General features: G+C 66.6%; 11 protein-coding genes. 5 read left to right on the top strand and 6 right to left on the bottom strand.

What is annotated here, in order from left to right:
- The first annotated feature begins 161 nt into the window (after window positions 1-161).
- The 3 genes from VN634_21045 (at window position 162) to mscL (ending at window position 5,018) form a co-directional block, all read left to right on the top strand.
- Window positions 162-3,431, top strand: coding sequence for a vWA domain-containing protein (locus tag VN634_21045; GenBank protein ID HXC53386.1), 3,270 nt, complete (start codon window positions 162-164; stop codon window positions 3,429-3,431).
- An 82-nt stretch (window positions 3,432-3,513) separates the two neighbouring features.
- The gene (locus VN634_21050) at window positions 3,514-4,461 is read left to right on the top strand and encodes a cation diffusion facilitator family transporter (GenBank protein ID HXC53387.1); all 948 of its coding nucleotides are present in this window, start codon (window positions 3,514-3,516) and stop codon (window positions 4,459-4,461) included.
- Window positions 4,462-4,571: 110 nt separating this feature from the next.
- Entirely contained in the window at window positions 4,572-5,018 is a 447-nt protein-coding gene (mscL, locus tag VN634_21055) for a large-conductance mechanosensitive channel protein MscL (GenBank protein HXC53388.1), read from the top strand.
- 93 nt (window positions 5,019-5,111) lie between these two features.
- Here mscL and VN634_21060 read toward each other — a convergent pair whose 3' ends face one another.
- The 3 genes from VN634_21060 to VN634_21070 form a co-directional block, all read right to left on the bottom strand.
- Window positions 5,112-5,651, bottom strand: coding sequence for a gamma-glutamylcyclotransferase (locus VN634_21060; protein HXC53389.1), 540 nt, complete (start codon window positions 5,649-5,651; stop codon window positions 5,112-5,114).
- Window positions 5,652-5,707: 56 nt separating this feature from the next.
- Window positions 5,708-6,613: an alpha/beta hydrolase gene (locus VN634_21065; protein HXC53390.1), complete on the bottom strand. Its 906-nt coding sequence runs from the start codon at window positions 6,611-6,613 to the stop codon at window positions 5,708-5,710.
- 739 nt (window positions 6,614-7,352) lie between these two features.
- The gene (locus tag VN634_21070; GenBank protein ID HXC53391.1) at window positions 7,353-8,660 is read right to left on the bottom strand and encodes a M18 family aminopeptidase; all 1,308 of its coding nucleotides are present in this window, start codon (window positions 8,658-8,660) and stop codon (window positions 7,353-7,355) included.
- 169 nt (window positions 8,661-8,829) lie between these two features.
- On the opposite strand from VN634_21070, the gene VN634_21075 reads away from it, so the two are divergent.
- Window positions 8,830-9,870: a GNAT family N-acetyltransferase gene (locus tag VN634_21075; GenBank protein HXC53392.1), complete on the top strand. Its 1,041-nt coding sequence runs from the start codon at window positions 8,830-8,832 to the stop codon at window positions 9,868-9,870.
- Window positions 9,846-11,090, top strand: a complete 1,245-nt coding sequence (locus VN634_21080) for an NADH:flavin oxidoreductase (protein ID HXC53393.1) — start codon at window positions 9,846-9,848, stop codon at window positions 11,088-11,090. The genes VN634_21075 and VN634_21080 overlap by 25 nt, the downstream gene beginning before the upstream one ends.
- An 8-nt stretch (window positions 11,091-11,098) precedes the next feature.
- On the opposite strand, the gene VN634_21085 is transcribed toward VN634_21080, so the two are convergent.
- Genes VN634_21085 through VN634_21095 form a run of 3 tightly spaced genes read right to left on the bottom strand, consistent with a single transcriptional unit; the run spans window position 11,099 to window position 12,740 of the window.
- On the bottom strand, window positions 11,099-11,404 hold the full coding sequence (locus VN634_21085) for a YciI-like protein (GenBank protein HXC53394.1): 306 nt from the start codon (window positions 11,402-11,404) through the stop codon (window positions 11,099-11,101).
- A gap of 2 nt (window positions 11,405-11,406) precedes the next feature.
- Complete coding sequence (locus VN634_21090; protein ID HXC53395.1) at window positions 11,407-11,916, bottom strand: GNAT family N-acetyltransferase; 510 nt, start codon at window positions 11,914-11,916, stop codon at window positions 11,407-11,409.
- Window positions 11,916-12,740 (bottom strand): methyltransferase domain-containing protein, encoded by an 825-nt coding sequence (locus VN634_21095; protein HXC53396.1) that lies wholly within the window; start codon window positions 12,738-12,740, stop codon window positions 11,916-11,918. The genes VN634_21090 and VN634_21095 overlap by 1 nt, the downstream gene beginning before the upstream one ends.
- Window position 12,741: the final 1 nt, after the last annotated feature.

Below are 12,741 nucleotides of genomic sequence, written 5' to 3' on the forward strand. Positions count from 1 at the left end.
CCGCGGCCGTGCATCGCGAAGACCGGCTTGCCAGTTGCGCACTCGGCTTCTAACCTCCGGCACGGGACCCGCGCGCGTAGATGTATACCTTCCAATCTGCATACGGGCGCCGTCCCGGACGCCTGCGCCTTCGGCGGCCAGCATGCCGGCGGCTCGCAGTCGTGGCTGGCGCGTTCGCCACTTTTGCCTCGCTCATCGTGTCGCGCCCGGCTGATGCGGGAAGGGCGTGGATCGAAGACCCGACCGGACGCACGGTTCTGCAGGTCGCGTTCCGCGGGCAGCCGACCTACCAGGATCTTGCCGAGACCGAAGCCGCTCTCACGCGGATGGCGTCGATCCTCTGCGACGCGACCGAAGGCCAGCTCCACATCGCCGAAATCCGCCTATTCACTTCACCGGCAAGCGAGGATCTTGCGGCGCTGTGGATCCACGATCGCGACGCGGCGTCGGGAGGTCCGTACGATGCGGGCGGTGCGGATCTTCGCCGGCTCGGCGCACACATGGACGTCTTCGAATCCGCGCGGCTTCGTCCGGACCGGCTCGCGCATCTGTTCGCGCATCATGCGTTCGGGCTCGGCGATCAGTACGACGACCAGCGGCGACGCGGAGAAGCTTGCGGGGTCGGTCCCGGGTTCGAACCGGGGCAGCTCGACGAAAAGAACCACTCGATCATGCAGGCGGCCGGCGGCATGCGTTGCGTCGATGGCCCGCTCATCGGACAGGATTGTATTCGCGACGACCAGTGCCGCGGATCGTCGTGCGAAGCGGCGCTCGCGAGCGAGTGGAGCACACCGTCCAACCACGACCGTGTGCGCGGCAGCGGCGAATCGTGCCCGCGGCCGAGCCCGGTCACGCGCGTGCGTCTTCGCGGCATTCTTCCGGCGAAGGCCGAACCGGTCGCGCCGTTCGATACGAACGACTACCTGTCGGCGCGCGCAACGTCGGTCTGGCAGCAGAGCGCCGAGCTGCTCGGTCCGGCCGGAACGCTTCCCGGCGTGCGCCTGCGGTTCTACCTGTCGCACACGTCGCGTCTTACCTGGCAGCTCAGCGTCGGCGCCGACGCAGGCGAATTCGGCGGCACGCCGGGAGAGCTCGTGCTGCTGCGTTCGTGGGAGTTGCTGTTCAATTCGGATTTCTCGCTTCGCAGCTCGGATCCGTCGGATCTGCTGCTCAAGCTGCCGCCCAGCGCCGGCCGTGGTCCTGCCGAGGTCGCGATCGACGTAGGGACGCGTAATCCCGATGCCGCCAACAATCCGGGGCAGGGATACGACGGCCTGCAGATGGTCGCCGCCGGCACCGCGAACGTCGAGCTTGCCACCGAGGGCGGCGTCGTCGGCTGTACGGCAGCGTGGTGCGCGTCGAGCTGGAATACGCTGACACGCCGCTGGGAGACGAGCGAGCAGAGCCTTCTTCATCGCGGCGCCAGCGACTGGCAGACACTCTCGACCAATCTGCCTTTCCTCATGACACCTCCGGGCGAGGTCAATCCCGATCCGCCTGCGCTCTGCCGGACACCGCCGCAGTTCGTCACCGACATCATGGGGCCGGAGCAGGTCGTCTTCATCCTCGATACGTCGCGCAGCATGGGGCTGCGCGTCGACGGCAAAAGCGGCGAAGTCTGCGCGAACGGCGTCGACGACGACGGCGACAAGGAAACCGACGAAGCCGACTGCGCCGACTCGCGCCTCGAGTACGAGCGGGTTGCGGTGCGCGCGTTCCTCGCGCTTGCCGACGACCGCAAGCTGCAGGCAAGCCTGATCGCGATGCACACCGATGCCGAGATCTCGAGCGAGCTTGCCGACGTCAATCCCGCCAGGCTCGCCGTGCTCGACGCGGTGCTCGGATCGTTTTCGGCCGAAGGCGATACCGCGATGGGAACTGCGCTGGAGCGCTCGCAGGAAGCGCTCCAGCAGATGCAGCAGGTCGGACGCAGCCGCACGGTGATCCTGCTGAGCGACGGCGTCTCCAACATCGGCGTGGAACCGGGGCAGGAGACTCGCAGGCTCGATCCGCTGCTGTACCGTACGTTCACGATCGGCGTCGGAACGGCCGTCGACGAGCTCACGCTGTCGGCCATTGCCGCGCGCAGCGGCGGAGTCGCTTACGCAACGCGCTCGGCGACCGGCGCTCCTGCGATCTACGCCGAGCTGGCTGCGCGCCACGGCGGCAATGCCCTGGTCTTTCCGCGGACCACGTTCGATCTTGCAAGGCCCGGCGAAGCCGCCGACAGCGGCGCCCCGGCCGGACGCACGTTCGAGATTCCGGTCGAAGGCAAGGCGCGCGAGCTCGTCATCTTCCTTGCGTCGCGCAACGACCGCATCGACGACTGGCATGTCCTGTACGACCTCGAGTCGCCGGAAGGCCAGCGTTTCGACGATGCCGCGGCCGAGAACCACGCCGAACGAGGATTTGCGATGCTGCGCATCTCGGACCCGAAGTCCGGAACGTGGAAGCTTCGCGTAGTGCCGCGCGCCGGCGGCGTCGTGCGCAGCGAGCTGGTGGTGTTCTCATCGCAGGACAATGCCGACTTCTTCATCGACGCCGACCCGCGCTTCGCAACCGTGAGACGCAGCGTCCACATCAGCGCACGTCCATCCTACGTAAGCGCGCTCGACGGCGACGTTGCCATCGATGGCAGCGTGCTGCGACCCGACGGCAGCGAAGAGCCGGTCACGCTCGTTCGGGACCCGCTTACCCAGGACTGGGGCGCCGACTTCGATCGTTTTGCCGGACGCGGCTACTACGAAGTCCGCCTTCGCCTTCGTGTCGGCAGCGGCGCCGTGCCGTCGCTCGGCGAGCCGATATTTCCCGGTCCGTCGCGCCTGCTGCTGCGCGTGGCTCCGTTCGTACGGTCCGCAACCGCTTCGTTCTTTGTCGCCGACGGACCGCAGCCGGTGTGCACCGCCGCCGACTGCGATGGGGACGGGCTCGCCGACAAGCTCGAATCGGTCTGTCCGCAGGGCGACGACGCCGATCGCGACGGCACGCCGAACCGGTTCGACGCCGATTCCGACAACGACGAGATCTTCGACGGCGAAGAGGGACTTGCCGACATCGACAAGGACGGCGCGCCGGATTTCTGCGATCCGGAGACCACGCCGGATTCGCTCAGCTCGGCGATCGAGGCCGAGGAGGCCGCGACGCTTGCCGCCTGCGGCCCGGACGTCACGGCCAGCCGCGACGCGCTCAAGGCGTCGCTGTCGGCTGTCCGTCGCATCATGCAGGTGGTTCGCACGCACGCCGGGGTTCCGGCCGACGCGCGCACCGAGATCGTGCAGAAGCTCGAGAAGGTCATCGGCCTCAAGAAGCAGGCTGTCGTCATCGCCGACGTCCTGCCCGAATTCTGCGAGAAATATCAGGCGCGCCTCAAAGAGGCGCTGGCCATCGAACGCGAGCTGAGAGTGCGCGTCGATCCGTACCTGGTGCGGTGATAATGAACTGCCCAGCAGTGAATGCCGCAATGAACGGCGCAGCAGTGGATGCCGCAAGGAACTGCGCGGAAGTGAATCATCGATGAACGTTCGCAGCGCCCACCTTCACGATCGCTCCGACGCCTGCGGCGGATGCGACGATCCCGCGCCGCAGGGCGGCTCGCTTCTCGACTCGCGCCGCGAGTCGGCGTCGCGGCTTCGCATCGCGCTCGCGCTGGCCGCCGTCTACATGGTGGCCGAAGCCGTCGGTGGCTGGTGGACGAACTCGCTGGCGCTGCTTGCCGATGCCGGACACATGCTGTCGGACGTAGCGGCGCTCGGCATCTCGCTTGCCGCACTGCAGACCGCCGCGCGTGCACCGACGTCGTCGCGGACCTGGGGTTTCCACCGCGCCGAAGCGCTGGCCGCTCTCGCCAATGCGGTTTTCCTCTGCGTGGTCTCCGCCGGCATCTGCTGGCAGGCGGCCCATCGCCTTACGAGCCTGGAAGACGTCGCAGCGCCGCTCGCATTCGTGATCGCGACCGGCGGTCTTCTCGTCAACCTCGCAGGCATGGCGGTGCTCGGGCACGGTCACGACCACGGAATCGGCGTGCGCAGCGCGTGGCTGCACATGCTCGGCGATGCGCTCGGTAGCGCCGGAGCCATGGGGTCGGCCGCAGTGATCGCACTGTTCGGCTGGCGCTGGGCGGATCCGGTCGCTTCGCTGCTGATCGCGCTGCTGATCGTGCGATCCGCTTTTGCGCTGCTCATGGAAACGGTCGGAGTGCTGATGGAAGCCGCGCCGCACCACATCGACGTGGACACTGTGCGCGCGGAGCTTTCGGGCCTTGCGGGCGTCGAGGACGTTCATGATCTTCACGTCTGGACGATCACGTCGGGAATGGACGCGCTGAGCGGTCACATCAAGATTACGACCGGCACGGTCTCGCGTGAAGTGCTGGTTTCGGCGCGCGCGCTTTTGCATGAGCGTTTCCACATCGACCATGTCACGCTCCAGATCGAAGAGGTTCATGATCCTGTTCGCAGCTGAGCCGTCCCGCCCGGTGCGGGTCGACGGGCAGCGGGCTCCGCACTGGCACGCAGGCACCCGGTCCGGCCGGTAAGCATCCGGTCTGGCGAGGACCGGTAAGGAGACCGACCATGTGGAAAGAATTCCGTGACTTCGCGATGCGCGGCAACGTCGTCGACATGGCCGTCGGCATCGTCATCGGCGCGGCGTTCGGAAAGATCGTCTCGAGCGTCGTTGCCGACGTGCTGATGCCGCCGATCGGGCTGCTGCTCGGCGGCGTCGACTTCAGCAACCTCTATCTGGTGCTCAAGGACGGCAAGCGGGCCGGGCCGTACCTGGCACTGACCGATGCGCAGGCGGCCGGCGCGGTGACGCTGAACTACGGGTTGTTCATCAACCAGATCATCAGCTTCATCATCGTCGCGTTCGCGCTGTTCATGGTCATCAAGGTCATGAACCGGCTGAAGCGCGAGCAGCCCGCACCGGCGGCGGCGCCGACGACGAAAGACTGCCCGCAGTGCGCGATGTCCATTCCGGTCGCCGCCCGGCGCTGTCCGCACTGTACGTCAACGATCTGACGCCGCGGCGGAAATCGGGGACAGAGAAATCGGGGACAGACACTGATTTCCGGAAATCAGTGTCTGTCCCCGATTTCGTCGACGGGGGAAGGGTCAGCGCGTAAGCAGCCGCGCTTCGAGCGCGAAGACGTGCGGGTCGTGGGCTCCGAGCTCGCGAAGCGACTCGGCAAGCCGGCAGACATACTCGGCGTTCGGACCGCTTTCGCCGGCCGCCGCTCGCACCTGTTCGGCGATGGTCGGTACCGGCGCCGGTCCGAGGAAGTTCGGGTTGGTGCGGTCGGCCATGTAGATCACGCCGGGCACCACCTCGCGCTCGCTCACGAATAGATCGCTCGAGATCCTCTGATAGCCGCCGCGCTCGCGGTGATCGAGGTGCGCGAGCACGTCGTCGCGCTCGTGATGCCGCAGGCGAAACGCGACGCCGTGACAGATTGCACGGATCGATCGCACCAGCGTGACGACGCGTCCCGGAGCTTCGGGAACGCCGCGGTGGTCGGTCGAGCCCTGCCAGAAGCGCCTTTCCCAGCCTCGAACATACGCCGGGCGAGCTTCATCGAACGGGAAGTCCTGCTTCCACAAAAGGGAGCCGTACCCGAAAATCCACGTGGACTGCGACACGGAAGACTGCGACACGCGCGGCATCATACCAGTCCGAACAGCGCGAGTCGCGCAGGCGCCCGCCGGAAATTTCAGGTTTTTGCGGGCTTCGCGCGGCGCGGCAGCGAATGTTCCCAGTCGGCAAGCACCGCCCGCAGCGCCGCAATGAACGCGAGCGGCTGATCGAGGATCAGGTGATGATGCGCCTGCGGGATCTCGATCACGGGCGCGTTGCGGTCGAGCAGCTCGTACATGTACTGGCCAGTCTCGGGCGGCACGAGCGGGCTGAACTCGCCGCGCAGGATCGCCACGCGGCAGTGCGTATCGGCGAGATAGTCGCTCATCGGCTTGAGCGACACGCGCTCGAAGACCGCCGGGTCGAACTTCCACGTCCAGCCGTTCTCGATCGGCTTCAGCGAATGGCGCGCGACGTACTCGACGATCCACGGGTTCTCGCACGGCTGGAACGGGATCAGGTGGAAATGCGTGATCGCCTCTTCGAGCGTCGGATAGACCTTCGGGTTGCGGAACGCGCGACCCTGGCGGCCCTCCTGGCTTTCGGGATCGGGGCGCTGCACCGGCGAATCGACGATGACCGCTCCGGCCATGCGATCACCGTAGAGCGACGCAGCGACGATCGTGACGAGCCCGCCGAGACTGTGGCCGACGACGATCGGCGGGCCGCTCCTGCCAAGCTCGGCGTGGGTCGCGACCGAAACCGCTTCGAGTGCCCAGATCTCGCGCGGGTAGAGCTGTCGGCGCCCGCTGTCGCCATGCCCGCTCATGTCGAGCGCGGCCACGCAGTAGTCGCGCGCGAGCAGCGGCGCGAGGAAGCTCCACCAGCGGGAATGCGCGGCGCCGCCGTGCACGAGCAGCAGCCCGGGCTTGCCGACTTCGCCCCAGCGCAGGTAACGGATCGTGCAGCCTTCGACTTCGACGCTGCGCTCTTCGGGCGCGGCGGCGATCGAGTCGGTGAACCATTTCGGTGCTTCGGTCATCTGATTCTCGTGGCGGTCGCGGGCGCACATTCTGGTAGCGGAGCGCGCGCCCCAAAGCGAAGTAACCGCGAGCTGCTGGCGGCGTCAGTCAAGTCATTGGCGTCCGGGGTCAAGCGGCCAAGGCGACGGCCTCGTAGAGTTCCGATCGTGACGTTCGATCTGCGGCGTCGCGCGATGATTCCGGGAAACGGGTCCGGCTCATCGATCGAATCGGCGGCAATCCGCCGAGTCTCCGGACGAGGAGTCAAATTCATGCTGCGTTTTGACGAAACAACAGTCGCAGTGGACAACGCGTCGGACGACAGGACGTCGTCGCCGCAGCACAAGCTGATGCTGGTCGAAGGCGCGCTGATGACGCTTCGGATAGGCCTGCGGTCGAGGAGCCCGGAGCTGCGTCGTCGCTGCTGCGAGGTCGAGCGCTGGATCTGCAGCCCGGACTCGAAGTCGCCGTTCTCGCTCGAGAGCGTCTGCACGACGCTTGGCCTCGACCCCGCTTACATCCGTTTTGTCTTGAAGCAGCTCAAACGCCACGCGGTCGGTGAGGAAGTTCGAAGAGACTGCGGCACAACCTCGCGGCAGCAACATCGCCCATCGCGCCCTGCGGCCTCGAAGGTAGTTCAAATCGCTGGCCGACGGGCCCGTGCGAGAAGCGGCATCGACTGAAGCGGCCGGCAGCTGAAAGCTGACGTCCGGGTGGTGTGCCGCACCCGGCTGACGCAAACGGACGGCTCTTCTGTTGCTATTCGGCCGCCTCGAGAAACGTCGTCAACGCCCGGATCATCGGCGCCACGTCGGCCGTGCCGAGCATCTCGCGGCACGAATGCATCGACATCATCGGCGTGCCGACGTCGACCGTGCGGATGCCGACCCGCGCGGCGCTGACCGGGCCGATCGTCGATCCGCAGCCCATGTCGCTGCGCGTGACATACTGCTGGAGCTTCACGTCCGCGCGGCGACAGACGGATGCGAACATCGCAGCGGTCTCGGCGTCGGTCGCGTACGACTGGCCGGCGTTGAACTTGAGCACCGGGCCGCCGCCGATCATCGGCCTGTGCCCGGCCTCATGGCGGTCCGCATAGTTCGGATGCAGCGCGTGCGCCATGTCGGCCGAAACCATGCGTGAGCGCGCAAGCGCGCGGGCCTTCGCTTCGGAGTCGTTCTTGCCGACTACAGCAGAGATCCGGTCGACGACGTCGAGCAGGAACGGGCCGCCGGCTCCGGTCGCGCTGCGGCTGCCGACCTCCTCGTGGTCGTGAAGCGCAATCACGCGTGTAAAAGGCGACTTCGCGGTCTTCTGGCTCGCGCGCACGATCGCGGTGATCGCCGAATGCGTCGAGCAGAGGTTGTCGAGCCGCGCCGAGAACAGGAAGTCGTCCGACGCTCCGCCGATCGCCGCCGTCTGCAGATCATAGAGCATCAGGTCGAAACCGAGGATGTCTTCGGCGTCGATCGCATCCTCGCCGGTGTTCTCGAATTGTTCGACGATGAGCGCGGCCAGCTCCGGCCCGCTTTCCAGACCCATCAGCGGAGGCAGGTGATTCTGCTCGTTCAGCTTGAGCCCGTCGCTTCGCAGCTCGCGGAACAGATGGATGGCGAGGTTCGGAATTCGCGCGATCGGGCGCCGGAAGTTGATGAGCACGGTAGCCGGCTCTTCGCCGGCAGCGACGCTCACGCGGCCCGCAAGGCCGAGATCGCGATCGAGCCACGTGTGCAGCAGCACGCCGCCATACGGCTCGACGGCGAGCTGGCGGTAGCCGTGCGACCGCACGTCGGCGTGCGGCTTGATGCGCAGGTTCGGCGAGTCGGTGTGCGTACCGATGATACGAAAGCCGGCATCGGCGGGGTCGGAGCTGCCGATCTCGAATGCGATCAGGCTCCCTCCTCCGCGCTCGACGTAGCAGCGATCGCCTGCGGCAACGTCCCACGAGTCTTCCTCGCGCAGGCGCCGGAAGCCCGCGGCTTCCAATCGCTGGGCGGCCTCGGCGACCGCGTGGTACGGCGTCGGCGAGTTGTCGAGGAACACCATGAGATCGACGACCTCGGACATGCGGGAGGTGTCTCCATTGGACGGGGAGCGACCCGGACGGGATGCGTCGGATGACATGCCGGGAAAATAGCCGCGTCGATGGCCGATGGCGAAGCCTCGGCAGGCGGGCTATCAGTGATCCCTCGGCTCGCGTCATCGGGCGCGGGCGGCGGCTCGCGGCAAGATTACGATGGGACTCAGTATTCGTACATTTCGTTCGGGCGACCTGGCGGCGGCTTCCGAGCTTCTGGCCGCGGCGCAGCGCCGCGCGCAGGCCGGCTGCCCGTCGGGCCTGCGACTTGGCAGCCGTTACCTCGATGCGTCGGCCTGCCGGTCCGCGATCGAGCAGCTCGTTGCTGCGCCGCGTGCGACGTCGGTCGTTGCGGAATCGCACAGCCGCGTGGTCGGATTTCTCTGTGGTGAGAAGCAGCTGTTCGCACCGGAAGACTTCGCATCGATCTATGCCGAGCCGCGCTCGACCAACGTGCCGCTGCACGGACACGCCGTGGACGCGGAGTCCGATGTCGAGTCGATTTACGAGGCGATGTACGGCGCACTCGCGACCCGCTGGGTCGCCGACGGGTTTTTCATCCACAACATCGCCGTGAGCGCGCTCGACCCTGGTATCGTCGATGCATGGATGCCGCTCGGTTTCGGCCGCAAATCGGTCTGCGCGGTGCGGCCGACGATGCGTCTCGAGAGCGACGCATTTTCGGTCACCGGAGTCACGATCGAGGAGATCCGCGGGCGCGACGACGAAGCGCTCGACACGTTTCACCGTCACCTGATGACCTACCAGACCGGCGCTCCGATGTTCTGGCCGTACACCGGCGAGTCGGACGTGCGCGTGCGAGGCGTGCGCCGCGATGCGCTGCTGAGCGGGCAGGGATTTGCGTACATCGCCCGCAGCCGCAGCGGCGAAGCGCTGGGCTCGCTGCTGTTCGTGCCGTCGGTCTTTCTGTCGCCGCTGCTGGTCTGCGAAAAGATGATCTACCTCTGGGAAGGATTCGTCGAAGAAGGTCACCGGTCCGCCGGTGTCGGCTCGATGCTTCTCGACCATGCGATGGTGCGCCTCAACGAACGCGGCATCGAATGGTGTGCGCTGCATTTCGTGTCCGGCAATCCGCGCGGCGGGCATTTCTGGCCGTCCAAGGGTTTCCGCCCGGTCGAATACGTGCTGCACCGTCACGTGGACGAGCGTGTCGCGTGGGCGAGAGGTTTCGCGACCTGATGCAGATCGCAGTCCCGAGCGCCCGCGCCGAAGCGCGGCCGCTTCTCGCAAAAGCGCTCTCGCCGGCGTCGATCGGCGCCCTCGAGCTTCGCAACCGCATCATCAAGACCGCGACGTACGAAGGCATGACGCCGGGCGGCGCGCCGTCGCCGGATCTGGTGCGGCACCACGTCGAGCTGGCGCGCGGCGGCGTCGGCATGACGACCGTTGCGTACTGCGCCGTGTCGCCGAACGGTCGCACGTTCGCCGCGCAGATGTGGATGCGCGACGAGATCGTGCCGGCGCTCGCCGAGCTAGTCTCTGCGGTGCATGCGGAAGGCGCCGCGGTGTCGCTGCAGCTCGGGCACTGTGGATACTTCAGCCGCAACCAGGAGCTGCCGGGTCGGCGTTCGCTCGGGCCGTCGCGGCTTCTGAACGAGTATGGGCTGCTGTCGGGCATCCCGTTTTCGCGCGCGATGACCGAACAGGATCTTGCGACCACGGCGTCGGACTTTGCGGAAGCGGCGGCGCGCGCGAAACGCGCCGGGTTCGATGCCGTCGAGGTGCATTTCGGCCATGGCTATCTGCTGAGCCAGTTCCTTTCGCCCGCGACCAATCGGCGAAGCGATCGCTACGGCGGAAGTCTCGAGAACCGCCTGCGTTTCCCGCTCGAAGTTCTGTCCGCCGTGCGCCGCAGTGTCGGCGACGGATTTCCGATCATTGCGAAGACCAATTTACGCGACGGCTTCCGCGGCGGGCTCGAGCTCGAAGACGCGGTCGGCGTCTGCCGTGCCCTCGAGAGCGCCGGCATCGATGCCATCGAGCTGACCGGAGGCTTTACGAGCCGCACGCCGTTCTACCTGTTTCGCGGCAAAGCTCCGCTCAAGGAGATGATCGAGGTCGAGCACAGCCGGCTGCACCGCATTGCGCTGCGGATGTTCGGGCGGCGCGCGATCCGCGACTATCCGTTCGAGGAGCTGTTCTTTCTTCCGCTGGCGAAGAAGGTCCGCGAGAGCGTGAGCGTGCCGCTCGTGCTGCTCGGCGGCTGCCTGTCGACCGAGAACCTCGAGACGGCGATGGCGGGTGGATTCGACTTCGTCGCGATGGGGCGCGCGCTGATCGCCGATCCCGATCTCGTCGTGCGCATGGCCGATGGACGGGCGGAGCGCTCGCGATGTATCTCGTGCAACCGCTGCGTGGCGGAGATGGATCGCGGCGGAGTTCGGTGCGTGCTGGGCTGATCTGCGTTTTACGTCGGCCGTCCCACCGGCGTAAGCGCCGCATCGCCGACCACGGTCGTCCACTCGCGGTAATGCCAGCGCGTCACCAGGCCGCCGCGAACATACGGATCGGTCTCGGCGAATTTCACGACGACGTCCGGCGATTCGGTCCGGAAATGGAAGACGGCGCCGTCGACCGGATTGGCGAACGCGCCGGCCAGCACCAACTCACCTCTCGCCTGGGCTTCCCACGCGCGTTCCAGATGCTCGGACCGCAATGGGCCTCGCCGTTCGAGAACGTCCGCGCAGTATTCGTAGAAGAGCAGGTAGTCCATGCTTAGCGATCCTTCGTGAAGATGAGTTGCGGGCGCACTCGATACGGGTCGCCGGCGATTGGAGCAGAAATCTCGCCGACGCGCCGCGCTCCGCAGCGGACGTAGAAATTTTCGGCATTCGGATCAGCGTCCACGACGACGCCGGCGGCATTGCGATCAAAAGCAGTCGTCAGGGCGTGAGCCAGAAGCGCCCGACCGACGCCGCGATGCATGTACTGCGGCAAAACCCAGAAATGCTCCAGTGACCAGCTCTCGCCGGTTGACGGCATGAGGGCATAGAACCCCGCGATCTCGCCATTGATGGTCGCCACCTGGACAACCAGTTCGTCAAGTTCGCCAATGGTCAGAGTGAGATCGTCGTGCCAGGACTCGATCGTTTCGTCCGGATATCCCCAGTGCGCCTTCGACTCTCGCGCGACCGCGGACAAAGACTCCACCTCGTCGGCGATGGCGGGACGTATCGTCAGGTTCGCGCTTGCGTGGGCCACACCGTTGCGGTTGTGCGCATGCATCAGTTCGGCTTTCGAGCGAGAGCCGCGACGTGAGTGAACGACCAGAATGCATCGGGATGAAGCGCCCACGCCCGGAATGCACTGGCCATCTGTTCGAGATCGCTGCGGGTCGCATGACCGTACTCGACGGCGCGCTCGCCCATCGGCGACGTCAGCAGGCGCTCGGCGTACGAGTTTCCCCATTCGATGGTTTCCGCAGGCGTCGCGTAGCACCACGTGCTCGCGGTGATCGTCAGGTCGGCAACGTTCGCGGCGTTGAAAAGCTCGCGCAGCTTGCGTCCCTGCCGCGGCTCGCCGCCGTTTCGAGACCACGTCGCAAGATGAACTTCGATGAAGCGGTCGATCCACGGATCGGCGGGCCAGTACGCCACCGTTCCCCAGTCGACGTCGCGAACGGCGAGCCAGCCGCCGCTGCGCAGCACACGCAGCATCTCGCGCAGCGCCGCCGCCGGCTCGCTCAGATGCTGGATGACCTGGTGGGCGAAGACCGCGTCGAATGAAGCATCGGGAAACGGAAGCTCGTAGATGCTTCCGCGCTCGTACTGCAGGTTGTCGAGGCCGTGTTCCGCTGCATCCTCGCGCGCTGCGGCGAGCGTCTCGGTCGACAGATCGAGGCCGACCACCTGTCCCGGCGCGAGCCGCTCCGCGAATCCGCGCGTGATGCTTCCCGGTCCGCAGCCGACGTCGAGCAGCCGCATGCCGGGCGTGAGGTGCGGCAACAGAAACGCACCGGCTTCCTCGACCGTTCGCTGGGCATGCTGCCGCACGGTCGCCGGTGCGTGACCGTGCGTGTACTTTTCACGGGTGAGACTGGCGTCGGTCATC

It is taken from the genome of Candidatus Limnocylindrales bacterium, from assembly GCA_035571835.1.
In the GTDB taxonomy this organism is placed as follows: Bacteria; Desulfobacterota; Binatia; order UBA1149; family CAITLU01; genus DATNBU01.